The sequence below is a fragment of the Rhizobium sp. TAL182 genome (assembly GCF_002117725.1).
GTDB classification, from domain to species: Bacteria; Pseudomonadota; Alphaproteobacteria; order Rhizobiales; family Rhizobiaceae; genus Rhizobium; species Rhizobium esperanzae.
On record NZ_CP021024.1, the window covers coordinates 4,143,932 to 4,164,815 of the forward strand.

Annotated in this window: 23 protein-coding genes; 11 read left to right on the forward strand and 12 right to left on the reverse strand. The window is 62.0% G+C overall.

Annotated features, from left to right (window positions below; genetic code table 11):
* Positions 1–7 precede the first annotated feature (7 nt).
* Both gloB and Tal182_RS20635 read left to right on the forward strand, forming a co-directional pair.
* On the forward strand, positions 8–778 hold the full coding sequence (gloB, locus tag Tal182_RS20630) for a hydroxyacylglutathione hydrolase (protein ID WP_085860589.1): 771 nt from the start codon (positions 8–10) through the stop codon (positions 776–778).
* Positions 778–1,200, forward strand: coding sequence for a cupin domain-containing protein (locus Tal182_RS20635; protein WP_064805304.1), 423 nt, complete (start codon positions 778–780; stop codon positions 1,198–1,200). Before gloB ends, Tal182_RS20635 begins: the two co-directional genes overlap by 1 nt.
* 3 nt (positions 1,201–1,203) lie before the next feature.
* On the opposite strand, the gene Tal182_RS20640 is transcribed toward Tal182_RS20635, so the two are convergent.
* Both Tal182_RS20640 and Tal182_RS20645 read right to left on the reverse strand, forming a co-directional pair.
* The gene (locus Tal182_RS20640; RefSeq protein ID WP_064805306.1) at positions 1,204–2,094 is read right to left on the reverse strand and encodes an EamA family transporter; all 891 of its coding nucleotides are present in this window, start codon (positions 2,092–2,094) and stop codon (positions 1,204–1,206) included.
* 30 nt (positions 2,095–2,124) lie between these two features.
* Positions 2,125–2,904, reverse strand: a complete 780-nt coding sequence (locus tag Tal182_RS20645) for a DUF3108 domain-containing protein (RefSeq protein WP_064805308.1) — start codon at positions 2,902–2,904, stop codon at positions 2,125–2,127.
* Between the two features lie 240 nt (positions 2,905–3,144).
* Here Tal182_RS20645 and rpmB point away from each other — a divergent pair, with 240 nt between their 5' ends.
* Both rpmB and Tal182_RS20655 read left to right on the forward strand, forming a co-directional pair.
* Complete coding sequence (gene rpmB, locus Tal182_RS20650) at positions 3,145–3,441, forward strand: 50S ribosomal protein L28 (protein ID WP_008527777.1); 297 nt, start codon at positions 3,145–3,147, stop codon at positions 3,439–3,441.
* 109 nt (positions 3,442–3,550) lie between these two features.
* Positions 3,551–4,186 carry a VUT family protein gene (locus tag Tal182_RS20655; protein WP_064805309.1) on the forward strand — a complete coding sequence of 212 codons (636 nt, stop codon included), beginning with the start codon at positions 3,551–3,553 and terminating at the stop codon, positions 4,184–4,186.
* A 6-nt stretch (positions 4,187–4,192) separates the two neighbouring features.
* Here the strand turns inward: Tal182_RS20655 and Tal182_RS20660 are convergent, their stop codons facing one another.
* The 5 genes from Tal182_RS20660 to Tal182_RS20680 all read right to left on the reverse strand — a co-directional run bounded on the left by Tal182_RS20660 (position 4,193) and on the right by Tal182_RS20680 (position 9,702).
* Positions 4,193–4,759: an AAA family ATPase gene (locus Tal182_RS20660; protein ID WP_064805311.1), complete on the reverse strand. Its 567-nt coding sequence runs from the start codon at positions 4,757–4,759 to the stop codon at positions 4,193–4,195.
* Positions 4,760–4,817: 58 nt separating this feature from the next.
* On the reverse strand, positions 4,818–5,843 hold the full coding sequence (locus tag Tal182_RS20665; protein ID WP_085860590.1) for an esterase-like activity of phytase family protein: 1,026 nt from the start codon (positions 5,841–5,843) through the stop codon (positions 4,818–4,820).
* A 24-nt stretch (positions 5,844–5,867) separates the two neighbouring features.
* Entirely contained in the window at positions 5,868–7,769 is a 1,902-nt protein-coding gene (gene cobT, locus Tal182_RS20670; protein WP_064805314.1) for a cobaltochelatase subunit CobT, read from the reverse strand.
* A gap of 13 nt (positions 7,770–7,782) precedes the next feature.
* On the reverse strand, positions 7,783–8,775 hold the full coding sequence (gene cobS / locus Tal182_RS20675) for a cobaltochelatase subunit CobS (protein ID WP_064805316.1): 993 nt from the start codon (positions 8,773–8,775) through the stop codon (positions 7,783–7,785).
* 309 nt (positions 8,776–9,084) lie between these two features.
* The gene (locus Tal182_RS20680; RefSeq protein WP_085860591.1) at positions 9,085–9,702 is read right to left on the reverse strand and encodes a J domain-containing protein; all 618 of its coding nucleotides are present in this window, start codon (positions 9,700–9,702) and stop codon (positions 9,085–9,087) included.
* 102 nt (positions 9,703–9,804) lie between these two features.
* Here Tal182_RS20680 and Tal182_RS20685 point away from each other — a divergent pair, with 102 nt between their 5' ends.
* Positions 9,805–10,089 (forward strand): BolA family transcriptional regulator, encoded by a 285-nt coding sequence (locus Tal182_RS20685; RefSeq protein WP_170965835.1) that lies wholly within the window; start codon positions 9,805–9,807, stop codon positions 10,087–10,089.
* A 46-nt stretch (positions 10,090–10,135) separates the two neighbouring features.
* On the opposite strand, the gene Tal182_RS20690 is transcribed toward Tal182_RS20685, so the two are convergent.
* The 3 genes from Tal182_RS20690 to Tal182_RS20700 are packed head-to-tail and all read right to left on the reverse strand — an operon-like array spanning position 10,136 to position 13,163.
* The gene (locus tag Tal182_RS20690; protein WP_085860592.1) at positions 10,136–11,449 is read right to left on the reverse strand and encodes an HlyC/CorC family transporter; all 1,314 of its coding nucleotides are present in this window, start codon (positions 11,447–11,449) and stop codon (positions 10,136–10,138) included.
* Positions 11,446–12,579, reverse strand: coding sequence for a 3-dehydroquinate synthase (gene aroB, locus Tal182_RS20695; RefSeq protein ID WP_085860593.1), 1,134 nt, complete (start codon positions 12,577–12,579; stop codon positions 11,446–11,448). The genes Tal182_RS20690 and aroB overlap by 4 nt, the downstream gene beginning before the upstream one ends.
* A complete protein-coding gene (locus Tal182_RS20700) occupies positions 12,576–13,163 on the reverse strand; it encodes a shikimate kinase (protein ID WP_085860594.1) in 588 nt (195 codons plus the stop codon). Before Tal182_RS20700 ends, aroB begins: the two co-directional genes overlap by 4 nt.
* A gap of 148 nt (positions 13,164–13,311) precedes the next feature.
* On the opposite strand from Tal182_RS20700, the gene Tal182_RS32355 reads away from it, so the two are divergent.
* The 5 genes from Tal182_RS32355 to Tal182_RS20720 all read left to right on the forward strand — a co-directional run bounded on the left by Tal182_RS32355 (position 13,312) and on the right by Tal182_RS20720 (position 17,119).
* The gene (locus Tal182_RS32355; protein ID WP_020922424.1) at positions 13,312–13,488 is read left to right on the forward strand and encodes a hypothetical protein; all 177 of its coding nucleotides are present in this window, start codon (positions 13,312–13,314) and stop codon (positions 13,486–13,488) included.
* A gap of 5 nt (positions 13,489–13,493) precedes the next feature.
* Positions 13,494–14,444, forward strand: a complete 951-nt coding sequence (gene xerD / locus Tal182_RS20705; RefSeq protein ID WP_085860595.1) for a site-specific tyrosine recombinase XerD — start codon at positions 13,494–13,496, stop codon at positions 14,442–14,444.
* 62 nt (positions 14,445–14,506) lie between these two features.
* A complete protein-coding gene (locus Tal182_RS20710; RefSeq protein ID WP_011427025.1) occupies positions 14,507–15,460 on the forward strand; it encodes an acetyl-CoA carboxylase carboxyltransferase subunit alpha in 954 nt (317 codons plus the stop codon).
* A gap of 196 nt (positions 15,461–15,656) precedes the next feature.
* The gene (locus tag Tal182_RS20715; protein ID WP_064805326.1) at positions 15,657–16,889 is read left to right on the forward strand and encodes a murein L,D-transpeptidase family protein; all 1,233 of its coding nucleotides are present in this window, start codon (positions 15,657–15,659) and stop codon (positions 16,887–16,889) included.
* A gap of 5 nt (positions 16,890–16,894) precedes the next feature.
* Positions 16,895–17,119: a sulfurtransferase TusA family protein gene (locus tag Tal182_RS20720; RefSeq protein ID WP_085860596.1), complete on the forward strand. Its 225-nt coding sequence runs from the start codon at positions 16,895–16,897 to the stop codon at positions 17,117–17,119.
* A gap of 67 nt (positions 17,120–17,186) precedes the next feature.
* Here the strand turns inward: Tal182_RS20720 and Tal182_RS20725 are convergent, their stop codons facing one another.
* Together Tal182_RS20725 and Tal182_RS20730 are read right to left on the reverse strand one after the other, a co-directional pair.
* On the reverse strand, positions 17,187–18,356 hold the full coding sequence (locus Tal182_RS20725) for a GTP-binding protein (protein ID WP_085860597.1): 1,170 nt from the start codon (positions 18,354–18,356) through the stop codon (positions 17,187–17,189).
* 30 nt (positions 18,357–18,386) lie between these two features.
* On the reverse strand, positions 18,387–19,520 hold the full coding sequence (locus Tal182_RS20730) for a D-alanyl-D-alanine carboxypeptidase family protein (protein ID WP_064805331.1): 1,134 nt from the start codon (positions 19,518–19,520) through the stop codon (positions 18,387–18,389).
* A 157-nt stretch (positions 19,521–19,677) separates the two neighbouring features.
* Here Tal182_RS20730 and Tal182_RS20735 point away from each other — a divergent pair, with 157 nt between their 5' ends.
* Positions 19,678–20,841, forward strand: a complete 1,164-nt coding sequence (locus tag Tal182_RS20735; RefSeq protein ID WP_085860598.1) for a M20 aminoacylase family protein — start codon at positions 19,678–19,680, stop codon at positions 20,839–20,841.
* Positions 20,842–20,884 lie beyond the last annotated feature (43 nt).

Below are 20,884 nucleotides of genomic sequence, written 5' to 3' on the forward strand. Positions count from 1 at the left end.
TTTGAAGATGAAACCTTTGGAATTAGACATTTTTCTCTGCCGCACCGACAATTTCGGCGTGCTCGTGCACGACCCCGAGACAGCATTTACCGCGGCGATCGATGCGCCGGAGGAGGCGCCGATCCTGGAAGCGGCAACACGGCGCGGCTGGAAGATTACCCACATCTTCACCACGCATCACCACACCGATCACGTCGCCGCCAACCTGGCGCTGAAGGAGCAGTTCGGCTGCGAGATCATCGGTCCGATCAACGAGGCCATCGCCATTCCTGGTCTCGACCGGACGATGGCCGATGGCGACAGCTTCCTTTTCGGCGATCACACGGTCAAGGTCATTGAGACTCCCGGTCACACCGCCGGTCACATCTGCTATCACTTCGTCGACGATAAGCTGCTTTTTGCCGCCGACACGCTGTTTGCGCTCGGTTGCGGCCGCCTGTTCGAACGCCCCGCCGCCGACATGTGGCATTCCCTGCAGAAGCTTGCCGTGCTGCCGGACGAGACCGCCGTCTATTTCGGCCACGAATATACATTGTCTAACGCCCGCTTCGCACTGACTGTCGATCCCGACAATGAGCGCCTGAAGAGCCGCGCCGCCGAAATCGAAGCCCTGCGCGCCGAAGGCAAATTCACCATCCCGACGACGCTCGGACTGGAAAAGGAAACCAATCCGTTTCTGCGTGCCGCCGATCCCGCGATCCGCCGCAATCTGCTCATGGAAGGCAAGACGAATGAGGAGGTCTTTGCCGAGATCCGCAAGCGCAAGGACAACTTTTGATGTCGCCTGAAGGGATCATTCGCGAGCTCGGCATGCAGCCGCATCCCGAAGGCGGCTGGTACGTGCAGACATTCCGCGACACGGCGGGTGGAGCGCGCGGTCATTCGACGGCGATCTATTATCTGCTGACAAAGGGACAGCGTTCGCACTGGCATCGGGTCCATGACGCGGCCGAGGTCTGGCATTATTATGCCGGTGCGCCGCTGGCGCTGCACCGCTCGCAGGACGGGATGGCAAGCGAGACACTGACGCTCGGAACCAACCTTCCTGCCGGCGAGCGGCCGCAGGCAATCATTCCCGCCAATTGGTGGCAATCGGCCGAGCCGCTCGGCGATTTCACCCTGGTCGGCTGCACTGTCTCGCCCGGTTTCGAATTTTCGAGCTTCGAGATGGCGCCGGCGGATTGGAAACCCGGCGGCTGAGACTTACTCTGCGGCCGCGGGCTGTACCTGGCTTTTGCGGCGGAACATGTCCTGGGCGGCGAGCACCGCTCCACCGGTGACGAGCAGGCAGGCGAGAGCAATGCGCCAGCTCGGCTCGGCAAATCCGAACAGCGTCAAGATGAGCGTCGAAAGCAGCGGCGCGGCATAACTTGCTGCGCCGAGAATCTGGATATCGCCATTCTTGACGCCGTAATCCCAGGCATAGAAGGCCGCCCCGACCGGGAAGAGGCCGAGCCCGACGACGGCCACCCATTCGACGCCGGTTTCCGGCCAGACAGTCGCCTCCAGGCCGAGATGGCTGAAGAAGGACAGGATGGAGGTCGCAAGGCAGAAGCCGGTGACGACATCTGTGGAGACAGCCTCGAAACGCCGTGTCAGCAGGGAATAGCCCGACCATGTGAAGGCGCAGAGGAAGGCAGCGCCATAACCGACTGCGTAAGCTCCATCGAAATCGATGCCATTGCGGCCGACAATCAGGAAGGTTCCGCAAAGCCCCGCAAGCGCGCCCGCCACGTGATACCAGCGCAACCGCTCTCCCGGCAGCAGCGCCGAGCCAACGACGATCAGAAGCGGCCAGAGATAGGAGATCAGCCCTGCCTCCACCGCAGGCGCACTCCTGAGCGCGGTAAAATAGAGGAAGTGATAGCCGAAGAGACCCGCAATACCGGTGATCCAGACCCGGGCAGGCTGCTTCAGCAGCCCCAGCCGCGCCGGGTTGAGGACAAGCATGACGAGACCCGGAATGCTGCCGATCGCAAAGCAGACGGCCGAAAGCTGGAAGGGCGGCATCTTGCCGGAGCCGGCCGTCAATAGTGCCAGGAACGACCACATCAGAATAGCTGTAAAACCGACTACCGTCGCACGAAGCTTCACCTGTCCCCCTTCACGGAGGCGAAAGCTCCGTCAGCCGACGCTGCCATATTTGACGGCGGTGATCGTCACCATTCCATATTCTGTGGGAATGCGCACATAGACCGGAGCGTATACATTGGCCGCCTCCGACTTGGCAAACCAGATTTCCATGCGGTCGCTCTTGCTGAGATAGTCGATGTCCTTGCGGCCCTTTTTGTAGCCGGAGCGCGGCACGAAACGCACGCCGCAGACGACCGCCTTGCCCTTGAAGCCGTCGGTCGAAAAATCCTCGTCGCCTTTCGGCGAAAGCACCAGATCCATGCGCGTCTCGCCGTCGAAGATCGGCAGCGTCTGTGCACAGACCTTGGTATCCCCGGTGAAAACAAGGCCGGAGATCGGATCGAGCACCGAACGCATGTCGCCCGGGGTGACGTCGATCCAGTTCTTCGGGCGCTTCGGCGGCGGTGTCGTCGTCGCCGAGATGATGTTGCCGTTGCGGTAACTGACCTCGTAGACGCGGGCCTTCTTGCCGCTCTTGTAATAGAGCGAATATTTCAGCGCCTGCAGCCGGTCATTACGGACGACGCCGGTGACGCTGGTCTTTGCCGAGATTGTCTTGATGAGATCGGCAAGGCCGGCGGATTTGATATCGCCCGCGATCTTGTAAGAGTGATCATCCTCGATCTGCGTCAGAAACGCCGCGCGCGCGATCGGCAGGCCGGCAAGCGTCACCCGGTATACTGTCTGATGCTGGATTTCGGCCGCCGATGCCGGTATGGCAAGGAGTGCGGCGATAGCCGAAATGAAAATGCGTCTGCCCGAGTGAGCCATGAGTGAAGCCTTGTCTTGCCGCGCGCCGGCAGCCCTGCCGAGCGCTCTATACTCCTGCCGCAAAGGGAAGAAAACAGCAGCTTTTTGACAGAATTGCGGGAAAGGCCAAGGTTTGGCTTGACGCGCGCAGCCTCTCTGACTATAGAACCGCAACTTTCCAATCATGCCTGTTGGATTGCGCGCCCGGTTTTGCCGGGGATGTCAATTCGATGGCCCGAGAAAAACAAGAATAGGTGTTCCATGTCCCGCGTGTGCGAATTGACCGGCAAGGCCGTCCTGACTGGTAACAATGTCAGCCATGCCAACAACAAGACCAAGCGCCGGTTCCTGCCGAACCTGTGCCAGGTAACGCTGATCTCCGACGCTCTCAACCAGCGTTATCGTCTTCGCGTTTCGGCTGCGGCTCTTCGCTCCGTCGAACATCGTGGCGGCCTCGATGCCTTCCTGATCAAGGCAAGCGAAAACGAACTGTCGATGCGCGCGCGCCTGCTGCGCCGTCAGATCGTCAAGAAGACTGCCGAAGCCGCTGCTGCGTAAGCTTCTGCCCTTCTTTCATACGGCTTCGAAAGGCTTGAACGGATAACACCGGACAAGCCTTTTGCTTTGCCAGAGCACTCCAACTGGTGGCATCACCCAGGATAAAAAAATGCTGAAGACGCGCTACACCATTGCCTATGTCGCACTGATGACGCTTGTCGTCGTCGCCTCCAACTTCCTGGTCCAGTTTCCGCTGAACGTTGAAGTCGGCGGCGTCAACCTGGCCGACATCCTGACCTGGGGCGCCTTCTCCTATCCGGTCGCCTTCCTGATTACCGATCTGACCAACCGCCAGTTCGGCCCGCAGGCAGCCCGCAAGGTTGTTTTTGCCGGCTTCGTCGTCGGCGTGACGCTGTCCTTCTTCACCTCGGTGCCGCGCATCGCCATCGCCTCCGGCTCGGCCTATCTCGCCGGCCAGCTGCTCGATATCGCCGTCTTCAACCGCCTTCGCCGCCAGGCTTGGTGGCGCGCGCCGCTCATCGGCTCGCTGATCGGCTCGGCGCTCGACACGGTGATGTTCTTCTCGCTGTCCTTTGCCGCATTTTTCGTCTTCCTCGGCCCGAACGAGCCCTTTGCGCTCGAAGCAGCTCCTGTCCTCGGCATCTTTGCCGCCGAGGCCCCGCGCTGGATTTCCTGGGCGATCGGCGATTTCGCCGTCAAGATGATCGTCGGCCTCGTCATGCTGCTGCCCTATGGCGCGCTCATGAACGTGCTGCGGCCGATGCAGCCCGCACGCGTCAGCTAAAGCCTTTCAACGACGCTGTCGGACCGCGCCGGCGGCGATGGCCGGATGCAGCAAAACCTCTGCAACCAGATCATCGATCTCTCGTGACGAATCGAGCCGCAGGACCGGGGCCGTCTGCGTTTCCAACCATTGCTCATGCGCCGCAAGACTGCGGCGTTCCGGACCGGCCGTGTCGTAACTTGCCGCCCATTCCATGAATTCCCCGCTTTTGATTTCCATATCGCCCCCAGGCCCGATCCTGTCTCCGTAGCGGGCGATCTCGCGCGCACGGATCCGCGCCATCCGCAGCTCCGGCTCGATCCTGAGGAACACGATCAGATCATAGAACGGCTCGACCTGCCTCGCCCATTTCAGCGCCGATCCGGAGAGGATCCAGCCGTCATGCCGTGCCGCCTCGGCAAGAAGCAGCCGTATGCGTTCGTCGGCGTCCCGCGGGGTCGTGAATGGCGGGTCGGTCGGCAGCCAAAAGAAATCGTCGGTATCGAGATGAGCGATATCAAGCCGTTCGGCAAGCGTATAGCCGAGCGATGTCGTACCGGAACCGGAGGCACCCATGATATGAATATGCACCATGACTGTCCCTCCGAAAGCTGCTCTCGATGCGACAATGGGATAGCCGAGGCATGTGACGTCAATCCGACGCCGCGCTGAGCACGTGGCGATCGGCGAGCCGGAATTCCAGCATCAGATTGCGCTGCAGGATCGAGTGGTTGTCGTCCGACACCATAATGACATGGACCGTGCCGTCGGAGGACTGGAACACGTCAAGCCCTTCCATATTGTCGATCTGCGAGTTGAAATTGCCCTCGATCAGCAATTCGCCGTCGACGATCGCCCCCGGCCGGATATCGGCGCCTTTGATGCGCCGAAGGCGCATGCCTATGCCTTCAGCCATATTGAACCGCCGCTCCAGGAGCAGCAGGTCGCCGTCCGGCAGGAAGGCACCGTCGGTCACGTCGAAGCTGCCGTCGCGTTTGATCGAGAACAGCCCTTTCAGCGGGCCGCTGAGAATAGCCGCCATCCGGTTGCCCTCGCTGTCGAGACCGCGCTCGGAGACGATGACCACGCCGCTCTTCAATGGACTGGAGGCGGGCGCCACGGCTATGGTTTCGATACCGCGATTGTCGCTCAGCATCTTGCGTGGGATGAGGATCGGCAGGGTCGCGATCGCGCGCGATGCGGCAAAGCCGGGATCGGGATAGGCATCGACGCGATGGTTCTGCTCGAAAGAGACCAGAATGCGGTCGCCGTCGAGCGCCAGGCCCTCGGCATCCATATAGCCCTTGCCCTCGAGACTGCGGCCGGCGCGGTTCTTCATCGGGGTGATCTCGACCTGAGAAAGGCCCGAAAGCCTGCCCTTGGCATCGCGCTCGATGCTGCCGGTCAGCCACTGGCCGGTGTCGAGGACGACGATGAAGTGTTTCTGGTCCTGCCGGAAACGGATGGAGGAAAGCGAGCCGAACAGCGCGCGGCTGGAAACCATCTCCAGCCCGCCGAGAAATTCCAGCGATCCGAACGTCGTCTCCGACGATCCGATCCTGAAATCGCTAATTTGTCGGCCAATGACGGGTATTTCGTCGCCGGCCATCGCCGCGGAAGCGCCCCCTGCCAGGCAGAGCAAGACCGATGCCGCACGGCAGAGGCGCTTGACCATCATTCCACGTGTTTCCTTCCAGGAGCGTCAGCCGGCACGGCGTAACCGGCCGCCGCGCGGCTGGGCGGATTGATCTTCGAAGAGTGAGGCAAGCTGTTCGGTCATCGCCCCGGCCAACTCGTCCGCATCGACGATCGTCACGGCGCGGCGATAGTAGCGCGTCACGTCGTGACCGATGCCGATCGCCAGCAATTCGACAGGCGAGCGCGTCTCGATCTGCTCGATGACGGCGCGCAGATGCCGCTCGAGATAATTGCCCGGATTGACCGACAGCGTCGAATCGTCGACCGGCGCGCCGTCCGAGATCATCATCAGAATGCGGCGCTGCTCGCGGCGGGCGAGCAGGCGGTTATGCGCCCAGATCAGCGCCTCGCCGTCGATATTTTCCTTGAGCAGGCCTTCGCGCATCATCAACCCGAGATTGGCGCGTGCGCGCCGCCACGGCGCGTCGGCCGATTTGTAGATGATGTGACGCAGGTCGTTGAGACGACCCGGCGTCTGCGGCTTGCCGCCGGCAAGCCAGGTCTCACGCGCCTGCCCGCCCTTCCAGGCCTTGGTCGTAAAGCCGAGAATCTCGACCTTGACGCCGCAGCGTTCCAGCGTGCGGGCAAGAATATCGGCGCAAGTGGCGGCAACCGTGATCGGCCGGCCGCGCATGGAGCCGGAATTGTCGATGAGCAGGGTGACGACCGTGTCGCGGAACTGTGTGTCGCGCTCCATCTTGAAGGAGAGCGGCTGCATCGGATCGATGATGATGCGCTGCAGCCGGGCCGTATCGAGATAGCCCTCTTCCAGATCGAAATCCCAGGAGCGGTTCTGCTGCGCCATCAGGCGGCGCTGCAGCCGGTTTGCGAGACGCCCGACTGCGCCCTGCAGATGCGCCAGCTGCTTGTCGAGAAAGGCACGCAGGCGCTCCAGCTCGGCGGCATCGCAGAGCTCCTCGGCGGTGATGATCTCGTCGAACTCTTCGGTATAGACGTGATAATCGACCTTCTCGTTGAAATCGGCAAAAGGCGTGTTCGGACGGCGGGTCTCGCCCGGCGTTTCCGAATCGTCCTCACCCTCTTCCATCATGTCGTCGTCGGAGATTTCGGCGCCTTCAGTCTCGCCGTCCTCCATCTGCTCGTCGGAGACTTCACTGTCCTCCACGGGCGCGGCATCGGTGCCGGCATCCTCGTCGACCTCGTCCTGGTCCTGCTCATCGCCGCTCGGCTGGTCTTCCTGCTCCGACTGATCGTCATTGTCGGCTTCGCTGTCGTCGTCGCCGTATTCCTCGGCCATTTCCATGGCCGACAGCATGTTGCGGACGACCTTGGCGAAGGCCTGCTGGTCGTTGATCGCGCCCGACAGGTTGCCGAGTTCAGCCCCCGCCTTGTCTTCGATGAAACCGCGCCAGAGATCGAGCACCTTGCCGGCCGAGGCCGGCGGGCGTTGGCCGGTCAGCTTCTCGCGCACCATCATGGCGACGGCTTCGCCGATCGGCGCGTCTTCCTGGCGCTCGATGCCGGTGAAATTCGCCTTGGAATATTTCTCTTCCGTCATGGAGCGCAGGTTCGCCGCCACGCCCTCCATGCGCAGTGTCCCGATCGATTCGACACGCGCCTGCTCGACCGCATCGAAGATCGCCCGGGCGTCCGAGCCCTGCGGCGCCATCGTCGTATGCATCTTCTCGTCATGGCAGGCCAGGCGCAACGCCATGGAATCACCGAGCCCGCGGGTGACCGCCAGCTCATGCGCCGTCGGCCGTTTGGAAAGCTCCGGCAGACGGATGCGCTCGCCGGTCATTCCAGGCCGTTCATTGGCGAAGGTCACCTCGACATCGCCGTCGCCGGCGATCGAGCGGACGCAACCGGATATCGCCCGGCGCAACGGCTCGACGTCGACCGGCGCGCCGGGTTTTGCTTTCGAATTGTCACCGCGAGCTGCCATGATCGGTCGGGCCTCAGGCTCCGAGGACGATGTTGGCAGCACTTTCCTTCAGCTCGACGCCGAAGGCGCGCTGATAGTGCTCCGCGACCAGCGGGCGCTCCAGCTCGTCGCACTTGTTGAGGAAGGTGACGCGGAAGGCAAAGGCGAGGTCGCCGAAGATTTCTGCATTCTCGGCCCAGGTAATAACAGTGCGCGGGCTCATGACAGTCGAAAGATCGCCGTTCATGAAGGCGGCGCGTGTCAGATCGGCGACGCGGACCATTTTCGAGACGATCTCGCGCCCTTCCCTGTCCTTGCCGAAGCTCTTCACCTTGGCGGCGACGATGTTCACTTCGTGATCATGCGGCAAGTAGTTCAGCGTCGTCACGATCGACCAGCGGTCCATCTGCGCCTGGTTGATCTGCTGCGTGCCGTGATAGAGGCCCGTGGTGTCACCGAGGCCGATCGTATTGGCGGTGGCAAACAGGCGGAAGGCCGGGTGCGGCCGGATAACGCGGCTCTGATCGAGCAGCGTCAGGCGGCCGGACGATTCCAACACCCGCTGGATGACGAACATCACGTCGGGACGGCCGGCATCATATTCATCGAAGACGAGCGCGACATTGTGCTGATAGGCCCAGGGCAGGATGCCGTCCTTGAATTCGGTGACCTGCAGCCCGTCCTTGACGACGATCGCGTCCTTGCCGACGAGATCGATACGGCTGACATGGCTGTCGAGGTTGATGCGCACGCAGGGCCAATTGATGCGCGCCGCCACCTGCTCGATATGCGAGGATTTGCCCGTGCCGTGATAGCCGGAGATCATCACGCGACGGTTATGCGCGAAGCCTGCGAGAATGGCGAGCGTCGTCTCGCGGTCGAACAGGTAGTCGGGATCGAGATCCGGCACATAGGCGTCGCCCTTGCTGTAGGCGGGAACGCGGATGTCGGAGTCGATGCCGAAGGTCTCGCGGACCGAAACGGTGGTATCGGGCAGTTCTGAAATATCGAGGTCGATCTTGCTCATCATGTCTCCAAGGCGGGTGAAGCCACCCGGCCAAACTGTCTCAGGCCATGTCGCAACCGTGACGCCGCGATTTTATTCCGCGCCCGTCCAGGTCGGAACGTCGGCGATACTTCTCCGGGACTGAAACGAAACCTCGGCGGGATAATGACCGCGTGCGAGCATTCTTGAAAGAGTCCCGGACAAGAAACGCCGCGTCCGGAAGGTCGGCCGAGGCGATGTCGGGAAAACACGCAGATAGGAGCCGCGTTTGCCTGCGGCCTCAGCCGATTTGGACCATACCCGATTGAAGCCCAAGAGCAAGGACGGGAATTAACAAAAACCGTTCTGCTTCAACAATTGATAGGCTTGGATGACGGCGCGGAAACGCTCTTCCGAGCCGCGGTCGCCGCCATTGGCATCCGGATGGTGCTTCTTGACCAGTTCCTTGTAGCGGCTCTTGATCTCTGCCGACGTCGCATTGGCGTTGAGGCCCATCGTGTCGAAGGCTTTGCTTTCGAGCGATTTCAGCTTGCGTGTCTGGGGAAAGCGCGGGCCGCTGCCCCTGCCGCCTTCCTTGACGAAGCCGAAGGGATCGCGAACCCGTGTATAGGCGCCGGAGCGCACCTCGGAATGCAGCGGACTATCCTTGGCCGACTTGTTGACGCCGACGGTCCATGTCGGACGATGGCCGGTGATCGCCTCTTTCTGGTAGCGCGCGATCTCGCCGTCCGAAAGCCCGGAGAAATAATTATAGCCCTTGTTGTATTCCTTGACGTGCTCGAAGCAGAACAAAAAGAACTGGCCTTCCGCATTGCGTCCCACGGGAGCGCGATGCGAGCCTTTTTTGTCGCAGCCGTCCCACTGGCAGGTAGGCGGTGCCTGCTCTGCCTCCTGCTCGCGTTTGCGGCGTGTGCGGATGCGATCGAAATATTTGGAATCAAGTCTCATGGCGGCGCTAATTATGAGGCTGTCGCGAGGCGACAACAAGAATTGACAAATGGGAATGTTGCTGGCTTGGTGGGAACCCTTTTCGCCAAGCAGCAAGACCGGATGATGACCCTGCGGACCCGCATCGAAGAAAAACTTGTCGAAGCCTTCGCGCCCGAACGCCTGAGCGTCGTCGACGAAAGCCATCTGCATGCCGGCCACCAGCCTGACATCACAGGCACCGGCGAAACCCACATGCGGGTGAGGATTGTTTCGGCAAAATTTACCGGCCTCTCCCGCCTGGCGCGCCACCGGGCGATCACCGACCTGTTGAAACCGGAGCTTGATGCCGGCCTGCATGCGCTGGCCGTCGAACCCGCCGCACCCGGCGAACCGACCCGCTGGTAGAGGCACAGCAGCCTATATGGGTATAGGATGCGGGCAATCCAACGGATCACACCGGTTTCGCATCGTCTTCCTGCGCGGGGCGGATGCGCAGCTTGGTGATGCGGTTCTTCTCCCGCTTCATGACGACGAAACGCTTGCCGTAGAAGGTAAAGGCCTGACGCTCTTCCGGGATGGTCATCGATTCATGGATGACGAGCCCGGCGATGGTCGTCGCCTCCTCGTCGGGCAGGTTCCAGTCGAGCGCGCGGTTGAGATCGCGGATCGGCACACTGCCATCGACGACCACCGAGCCGTCCGCCTCCTGACGCACGCCCTGCATCTCGATATCGTGCTCGTCGGAAATGTCGCCGACGATTTCCTCGAGAATATCCTCCAGCGTGACGATGCCCTGCACCTCGCCATATTCGTCGACGACGACGGCGAAATGCTGCTTGCGCCGCAGGAAGGCGTTGAGCTGGTCCTCGAGATTGGTGCTGTCCGGCACGAACCACGGTTTCTGCGCGATTTTCACGATATCGAGATTCTGCGGCTCCATGTGCGGTTCGGCAAGCGCCCGCAACAGATCCTTGGCGTGGACGACGCCGATGATGTTGTCGATCGTGCCGCGCCACAGCGGCATGCGCGTATAGGGACTTTCAAGAATGGCGCGCACCACCGCTTCCGGCGGATCGTCCGCGTTGATCGCCCGCATCTTGGTGCGATGGACCATGATGTCGGAGAGTTCCAGCTCGCCGAGATCGAGCACGCCGCCGAGGCGGTCGCGGTCGGCCTTCACCACCGAACCCTCGCGGTGCAGCAGATCGACGGCGCCGCGCAGCTCCTCATGCGCCGTCAGCATCGATACTTCCCGCGAAAGATTGATGCCGAACAGCGCCAGGATCTGCCGCACAACCGCATTGACGAAGGAAGACACCGGGCCGACGACGGCGACGAACAGTCTGGTGGGAAGTGCGACGGCAAGCGCGAAGCGTTCCGGCGCCGAGATCGCCCAGCTCTTCGGCAGCACTTCCGCGAAGATGACGAGAATGATGGTCATGGCGAGTGTCGCCAGCGCCACGCCCGAACCGCCGAACAGCCCAAGGAAGAGGCTGGTGGCGATCGAGGAGGAGAGGATGTTGGCAAGATTGTTGCCGATCAGCAGCGTACCGATCAGCCGGTCGCGCCGTTCGATCAGCTGCCGGACGAGGCCGGCGCGTTCATCGCCGTTGACCTCAAGCGTATGAATGCGGCTGCGCGAAACGGCGGTGAGCGCAGTCTCCGTGCCGGAAAAGAAGGCGGACGTCAGCACGAGCGCCGCGATCGAAAGGATCTCCGGCCAATAGGCCGCGACAAATGTCAGAACGCCTTCGATCGTCGTCAAGGATGTTTTTCCCGGAGAAAGCTGAGCACTTCGGATGCCGGAACATCGTTGGCGACGAAGGACTGGCCGATACCGCGCGTCAGGATGAAGGTGAGCTTGCCGCTTTTCACCTTCTTGTCCTGTGCGATCGCCTCCATCAGCACCTCGGCCGGCGGCAGCTCGCCCGAAATCTCGGACATGCGGGTCGGCAGGCCGACCTCCCGCAGGTGCCGCTCGACGCGCCGCGCATCGTCGGGGCTTGCAAGGTTCATCCGGGCGGAGAATTCATGCGCCAGCACCATGCCGATCGCAACACCCTCGCCGTGCACCAGGCGGCGGCTGTCATAGGCGGTCGCCGCTTCCAGCGCATGGCCGAACGTGTGGCCGAGATTGAGCAGCGCCCGCTGGCCGGTCTCACGTTCGTCGGCAACGACGACATCGGCTTTCGCCTGGCAGCTGGCAGCGATGGCCTCTATGCGGGCGGAGCCGCCCGTAAACACCGACTTCCAGTTCGCTTCCAGCCAGGCAAAGAAATCCGGTTTGTCGATCAGCCCATACTTTGCGACTTCGGCGTAGCCGGCGCGGAATTCCCGCTCGCTCAGTGTATTCAGCACATCCGTATCGGCCAGGACCAGATCCGGCTGATGGAAGACGCCGATCAGATTCTTGCCATGGCGGGGGGAATTGATGCCGGTCTTTCCGCCGACAGAGGAATCGACCTGCGCCAGCAGCGAAGTCGGCACCTGCACGAAGCGTACGCCGCGGCGGACGATGCCGGCCGCAAAGCCGGAAAGGTCACCGATGACGCCGCCGCCGAGCGCGATCACGCAGTCGTTGCGTTCGACCCGGGCTTCGAGCACCTTGTCGCAGACATCAATGAGATGTTCGAAGCTCTTCGTCTTTTCGCCGGCCGGCAGCACGACCTCGGCCGAGACGATGCCTGCCGCATTCAGGCTCGCGGCGAGGGTCTCGAGATAGAGCGGCGCGACATTTTCGTCGGTGATGATGGCCGCCTTGCGGCCCTTGAGACGCGAGACGATCTCGGCGCCGGCCCGCGCAATCAGCCCCGGCCCGATCAGGATGTCGTAGGCGCGCTCGCCGAGCGGCACATGCACCGTCTGGACTGATGAGGTGGAGCTTATCGCATTCATGATGCTGCACTTTCTTTCTGTTCGGCCACGGCCTTCAGCACCTCGTCTGCCATGATTTCCTTGCGCACATCACGCGAGAGTACGGTGAGGTCGGCCTGCGCATAGATCGGGTAACGCGCGTTCATCAGGCTTTCGAGGGTCTGCTTCGGATTTTCGGTCTTGAGCAGTGGCCGCGTGTCACGCTTGTTGACCCGCTCCCAAAGCACGTCGAGGTCCGCCTTCAGCCAGATCGAAAGGCCGCCCTTCTTGATATGCCTGCGCGTGCGGTCGTTGATGAAGGCGCCGCCGCCGGTGGAGACGACACGTGGTCCGCTCTTGAGGAGCCGTTTCATCACCCGCGTTTCCAACGCCCGGAACTCTTCCTCGCCATAGGCTGCGAAAAGTTCGGCGATCGTCATGCGCGACACCCGCTCGATTTCATGATCGCTGTCGATGAAGGGAATGCCGAGTTGGCTGGCGACGATACGCCCGACGGAGGATTTCCCGGCGCCCATCAGACCGACGAGGACCAGATTGCGTGAACCGAGCGCAGCGCGAGCTCTGTCTTTCAGGCTGTCAGCAACGGTCAGCAGTGGTTCACTCATCGGTCCATTCACACTTTGTTTGCAAACCGTATCGACAAATGCAGGTGGAGCGTCAAGTCGCGGACAAGGGAATCATGGCTTGAATGGCGCTTCTTGCACTTGCGAATACGCTTCTTATAACAGAAGCAGAGCATGAAGGAGTTGCCGGATGCCGACCCTGTTCCGTTTCCTGTTCTTCTGCGCGATCCTCGCCGGGACGGTTTACGGAGCGATGTGGGCGCTCGTGACCTTCGTCGAGCCGCAGCAGCGCGACGTGACGATCCGTATTCCCTCCGAGCGGGTCAACCCGCCGGCGACGGGCACGATCGACACGACCGGGAAGTGAGTGAGATGGATCTAAGCCGCGTCCACGTGGAATCCTTCCTGGAAATGATGAGCGCCGAACGTGGGGCTGCCGCCAACACCCTGCAATCCTACCAGCGCGACCTCGACGATGTCAGCGCTTTCCTGAACGGCCGCCGCATAAGGTTGACCGAAGCCGCCTCCACCGACCTGGCCGCCTATCTCGCCTCGCTGGCGCGCCAGGGCTTCAAGCCCTCCTCGCAGGCACGCCGGCTTGCCGCCATGCGGCAATTCTACAAGTTCCTCTATGCCGAGGGCCTGCGCACCGACGACCCCACAGGCGTTCTCGACGCGCCGAAGAAGGGGCGTCCGCTGCCGAAGACGATGGGGGTCGAGGAGGTCGGCCGCCTGCTGTCCCAAGCGCAGACCGAGGCCGACGATCCGGCTCCGGGCCAGTTGCAGCGCCTGCGCATGCTGGCGCTGCTGGAACTGCTTTATGCCACCGGCATGCGCGTCAGCGAACTCGTCTCGCTTCCCGCCCGCGTGCTCGACCAGGAGGGGCGCTTCCTGATGATCCGCGGCAAGGGCAACAAGGAGCGGCTGGTGCCGCTGTCGCACTCGGCGATCGCGGCCCTGAAGTCGTATGGGCGGCTGCTGGCCGCCGAAACCGCCGCAGCGAAGGAGCCGCAGGAAAGCCCTTGGCTGTTTCCCGCCGCTTCCAAGGAGGGATATCTGCCACGCCAGGTTTTCGCACGCGACCTTAAAAACCTGGCGATCCGCGCCGGCCTGGCGCCGTCGCTGATCTCGCCGCATGTCATGCGCCACGCCTTTGCCAGCCATCTGCTCGCCAACGGCGCCGATCTGCGCGTCGTGCAGGAACTCCTCGGCCATTCGGACATTTCGACCACACAGATCTACACGCATGTGCTCGAAGAGAGGCTGCAGCAGCTCGTCCAGACGCATCACCCCCTTGCCAAACGGGCGAAAAAGCACGAATAGGACCGGCGACAAGGGGCGGAGCCAGGAAAACGCCCCGGGCACAAGGAACGGAAACGCACCTCATGCACAATTATCTCGACTTCGAAAAGCCGATCTCCGACCTCGAAGGCAAGATCATCGAGCTGAAGAAGCTCGCATCGGAAGACGAGAGCATCGACACCACCGATGAGATCGGCAGGCTGGAGGTTCGCGTCCGCGAAGCGATCGTCGAAATCTATTCCAAGCTCAATGCCTGGCAGAAGACGCAGGTTGCCCGCCATCCACAGCGCCCGCATTTCGTCGATTACGCCAAGACGCTGTTCCAGGAATTCACGCCGCTTGCCGGCGACCGCAAGTTTTCCGAGGACGCTGCGATCCAGGCGGGGCTTGCCCGCTTTCGCGGTCAGCCCGTCGCCGTCATCGGCCAGGAAAAGGGCAACGACACCAAGTCCCGCCTGAAACACAATTTCGGCAGCCCCCGCCCGGAAGGCTACCGCAAGGCGATCCGCATCCTCGAGATGGCCGACCGTTTCGGCCTGCCTGTCATTTCGCTGGTGGATACGGCCGGCGCCTATCCCGGCGTCGGCGCCGAAGAGCGCGGCCAGGCCGAGGCGATCGCCCGTTCGACAGAAATGTGCCTCGGCGTCAAGGTTCCCCTGGTTTCCGTCGTCATTGGCGAAGGCGGCTCGGGCGGCGCGATCGCAATTGCCACCGGCAACAGGGTCTATATGCTCGAGCATTCAATCTACAGCGTCATTTCGCCGGAAGGGGCGGCCTCCATCCTCTGGCGCGATTCGACCCGCGCCCGGGAAGCGGCGACCAACATGAAGATCACCGCCGAAGACCTGAAATCGCTCGGCGTCATCGACGGCATCATTTCCGAGCCGCTCGGCGGCGCCCATCGCGACCCCGACAGTGTGATAGCCGCAACCGGCGATGTAATCGCCAATGCGCTCGGCGAAATGGCATCGCGTTCCGGCGAACAGCTGCGCAACGAGCGGCGTCAGAAATTCCTCAATATGGGCCGCAACCTCTAAGACAAGTTGCGCTTTTCAGCGATTGGGGCCAAATCTTGGCCACATTGATATTATCTGTAACATTCGCGCTTGCGGGGATGTTCGGGGCACGTCATAGGCTGGTAAGGTTTTATAAAGTATAAACCGCCTATGATTCCTTCCAGTGCCCGAACTCCATAGGCGGACCGGGTCGCACTATCTTTATGGGCTAATTTGGATGCGCATACGTCATTTTGCCTATGTTTCCCTCATGGCGCTGGCTCTGACCGGCTGCAATGACACGTTGGAAGTGGCGCAGGTCGATCTCTCCAAGGTCAAGAACAAGGTCGAGCAGCCGCTCCCTCCCCATATCCTCAACGCCATGGCCGCCAAGGGCATGGACCGCAATTCGCCCATCATGATCCGCATCTTCAAGGAAGAAGGTGCAATGGAGATATGGAAAGCGAAGACCGACAACCGCTTCGACAAGATCGCCGATTACAAGATCTGCGCCTGGTCCGGCCGCCTCGGTCCGAAGGTCAAGACCGGCGATCGGCAGGCGCCGGAAGGCTTCTACGAGCTGACGCGCGCCAACCTGAATCCCAATTCGAAATATTATCTGGCGATCAACACCGGGTTCCCGAACCGCTACGACGCGGTGAACGGCCGCACCGGCTCCGATCTGATGATCCACGGCGCCTGCTCGTCCTCCGGCTGCTATTCGATGACCGACCAGCAGGTGCTGGAGATCTACGCCTTTGCCCGCGACGCTTTCAAGGGCGGCCAGTCGACGGTGCAACTGCAAGCCTTCCCGTTCCGCATGACGGCGGAAAACATGGTCAAGCATCGGCTCGACCCGAACAACGACTTCTGGAAGATGCTGAAGGTCGGTTACGACAATTTCGAAGTGACGAAGCGCCCGCCCGAGGTGAACGTCTGCGAGAAGAAATATGTCTTCAACCAGCAGGCAACCGATGGCGGCGCCTTCAATGCCGCCGGCAAATGCCCTGCCATGTCGACGCCGCCGGCACTGGCGGCAGCCCTGGCCTCCTATGGCAAGACCTATGACGCCGACTACGCCAAGGCGATGAGCAAATATGACGGCATGGCCTGGTACGACCCGTCCGAAGCCGAGCGCAAAGCCGTCGTCGCCAAGACGCGCAAGGGCCGCGAACTCGCCTTCGCGCCGACCGGCACCTCGCTCGAAGCCGGCCGCATGGTCAAGGTCGCCGAACTGGAAGACCTGATGGCCAAGCGCACGACGCAGAGCCTCACCGCCAACTCCGCAGCCGGCGCCACACCCGCAACGCCGGCCCAGCCGCAGGCAACGACCGTCGCCGCCGCGACGCCTGCGGTCGTGCCGGTGCCGATGCAGAATCCGCTCGCCTATACCGCGCCCGCGCCGGAACCACAGGAGACGGCAGAAGCCGCGGCAAAGAAGCCGTTCTGGAAGTTCTGGGCGCGGAACTGAACGGCTTGAACCCCGTTCTCTACGATCTTCGCGGCTTGAAATGCCCACTTCCCGTGATGAAGACACGCCGGAAGCTTGCCGCCATGGCAAGCGGCACGCTCATCCTCGTCGACACCAGCGATCCGATGGCGGTGATCGACATGCCGCATTTCTGCAATGAGGACGGCCACGAACTGGTCGAGACGGAAAAGACCGAGAGCGGTCATCGCTTCCTGATCCGCAAGCGGTAAAACATGTCGCCAGCGCATCGGCCAGAAAATCGGACTCGATTTTCGGATAGCACGATGCGGCGCGCCTTTAGATGCGCAAACCCGGAATGGCGAGAGGGTTATCGGACAGCGCCTGACGATCCGGTGTATCGATCCGCGGCTTGCCGAGGAAGGCGTCAAAGAGATCCTTCACGAAGGCCTCGGGCAGGTCCTTGGTGATCAGCACCATGCGCGTGCGCCGGTCTTGCGGATCCGGCCACGCCGGTAGCCGCACCGGCGGATGGAAGATGCTCTGGACGCCGTGCAGCACCAACGGCCGTTCCGGCCGATCGGAGACCGAAACGATCGCCTTCATCCGCAGCAGCTTCTCGCCATGGGCCGAGCGCAGGAGATCGATGAACATTTCGAGCGCCATCGGATCGATCGGCTTCTCTTCGACGATGGAGAAAGACCGGATCGAGGCATCGTGACGATTGACGTCGTGCGGATCCTGACCCGCATGGCTGTGATCATGGCGGTGGCCATGGTGATGGTGAGCGCCATTGTGATCATGATCGTGGCCGTGATTGTGGTGATGCGCCTCATGCGCATCCTCGTCCTGCAGCCAGCGGCCGACATCGGCGATCTTCGTCGCCGGATCGTAGAGCCCGTTCACCAGCACCGCGGCGCTGCCGGCGTCCATGCCGTCGGCATCCATCATCGCCGCGCGTGGATTGAGCGCCCGCAAGCGCTGTTCCAGCCCGGCCGTTGCGCCTGCCATCGATGTCTTCGAGACGATCAGCCGGTCGGCAACGGCCGCCTGCTTGCGCGCTTCCTCGTGATTGTCGAGCGTCTGCAGCCCGTTGACTGCGTCGACGACCGTCACGACACCGTCGAGTTCGAAATTCGTGGCGATGACGGGATTGCCCATGATCGCCTGCATGACGGGCGCCGGATCGGCAAGGCCGGTCGTTTCGATCACGACGCGCTTCACCGGCTTGACGCGACCCGTCTGCACGGCGTCCATCAGGTTCGCCAGCGTATCCACAAGTTCGCCGCGCACCGTGCAGCAGAGGCAGCCGTCGGATAACTCGATGATCGAATCGCCGGAACTTTCGACCAGCAGATGGTCGATGCCGACATCACCGAATTCGTTGATGATGACAGCCGCATCCTTCATGTCAGGGTCTTTGAGGATGCGGTTCAGCAGCGTCGATTTGCCGGCGCCGAGAAAGCCGGTCAGGATGGTGACCGGAATCCTGTCGTTGAACGCGCTCATATCTGCCTTACCTTAGAAGCCCATCTTGTCTTAAAACGCGGTCGGGCGCGGCAGCGGCACCGGGACGTTGGCGATGCCGCCAGCCGTATCGCCGGTCGCCACCTTTTCCGGCTGCTGAGGCGGCTGCGGGTCCTGCCCCGGAATGAGGCCGGCGAAGACGAATTGCGGGTCGTGGTCCATTTCCAGAATATAGGGCGAGTGCACCTTCATGCGGCCGACCTCGTCTCGCGTTTCGCTGCGCACCTTGGCGCCCTTGGCGCTGCAGATATCAGCGGTAATGTCGGTCACCTGGTCTTGTCCCGGCCCGTAGGGCTTCAGCGAACCGAGCGTCTCGTTTCCGGGAAACTGCGTCGTAAAGCCCTTCTGCAACAGGTTCGCCGTCGCATCGGCGCGCGCCGCGAGACTGTCCGTGCCGAGCACGACGGAAACAAGCGTACGGCCGTTGCGCGTCGCCGAACCGATCTGGTTGAAGCCCGAGGCGCAGATAAAACCCGTCTTCATGCCGTCGGCGCCGGCGAAACGGCCGATCAGCATGTTGAGGTTCGGCACGTTCTGCTGGCCAGTGGTGAAGCCCTCGAGCGCGAAATAGGCAGCATATTGCGGAAAATCGCGGCGCAACGCCACCGTCAGCACCGCCAGGTCACGCGCCGTGGTGTATTGGCCTTTGCCGGGCAGGCCGTTCGGATTGACGAAATGCGAATCCGTCATGCCGAGCTTCAGCGCCTCGCCGTTCATCCGAGTCACGAAACCTTCCTGCGTACCGCCGACGGCTTCTGCGACCGCAACCGCGATATCGTTGGCCGATTTCACCATCAGGATCTTCAACGCACTGTCGAGCGTCAGCTTCTGGCCCGGTTTGAAATACATCTTGGCGGCTGGCTGTGCGGCGGCGCGTTTGCTCATGACGATGGGCGTATCGAGGCTGATCTGACCGGCGCGGATCGCATCGAAGACGGTATAGACGGTCATCAGCTTGGTGAGCGAGGCCGGATACCACTTGCGGAAGGCTTCTTCGTGTTCGAGGACGCGGCCTGTCTGCACGTCGACGAGAATATGTGGATTGGCCTGAACGAGCGAAACGGAGGCGACAAAAGCGGCAGTCGCGGCAATCATGAAACGAAACGGCCGCATGGCGGCAAACAAACGGAAGTGGCTCGTCGACACGGTTCGTCCTTCAGATGTCCGGAAAATCTCGCAACCTTCATCTATCTAGCCTATATGGCTATGACATGGCAAAGGTCATTGACGAAGTAATTTGCATGGGCCTCACGCCCATTGAAGCGACGAACGATTGTCGGGATTTGATAACAGGAAAGCCAATATGCCGATTTTGAACAGAGCCGCCGAATTGCAGGACGAAGTCGCCGAATGGCGCCGCCATATCCATGCCCGGCCCGAGCTTCTTTTCGCGGTGGAAAACACGGCCGCTTTCGTCACTGAAAAACTCAAGGAATTCGGGGTCGACGAGATCGTCACCGGCATCGGCCGCACCGGCGTCGTCGGCCTGATCAAGGGCAAGGGCGAAGGCCGCCGCACGATCGGCCTGCGGGCCGACATGGATGCCCTGCCGCTGACCGAAGTCACCGGCAAGCCCTGGGCTTCGAAGACACCCGGCAAGATGCATGCCTGCGGCCATGACGGCCATACCGCCATGCTGCTCGGCGCCGCGAAATATCTCGCCGAAACCCGCAATTTCAACGGCAATGTCGCCGTCATCTTCCAGCCCGCCGAAGAAGGCGGCGGCGGCGGCAATCTGATGGTCAAGGATGGCATGATGGAGCGCTTCGGCATCGAAGAGGTCTACGGCATGCACAACCTGCCGGGCCTGCCCGTCGGACAGTTCGCGATCCGCAAGGGCGCCATCATGGCGGCGACCGACGAATTCACCGTCACCATCAAGGGCCGCGGCGGCCACGCCGCCCAGCCGCACCGGACGATCGACCCGATCGCCATCGCCGCCCAGATCGTCGGCAATCTGCAGATGATCGCCTCGCGCACCGCCGATCCGATCAGCTCTGTCGTCGTTTCGGTGACGAAGTTCAATGCCGGTTTCGCCCATAACGTCATCCCCAATGACGCGACCTTCGCCGGCACCGTGCGCACCCTCGACAGCGAGGTGCGCACGCTCGCCGAGACGCGCTTCCGGCAGATCATCGAGGGCATGGTCGCAGCCCATGGCGCCGAGGCCGAAATCAGCTTCAACCGCAACTACCCCGTCACCGTCAACCATCCCGACGAAACCGAGCATGCGGTGGCCGTCGCCAGCGCCATTGCCGGCGAGGCCAACGTCAATGCCGAAATCGATCCGATGATGGGCGGCGAGGACTTTTCCTACATGCTCAACGCCCGCCCCGGCGCCTTCATCTTCATCGGCAACGGCGACAGCGCCGGCCTGCACAACCCGGCCTACGACTTCAACGACGAAGCCATCGCCCACGGCATCTCCTACTGGGTCCGCCTCGCCGAACAACGCCTCGGCCTTTGACAAGAATTAAGGCTTGGCTTCGCGCCAAGCCTTTTGTATGCAT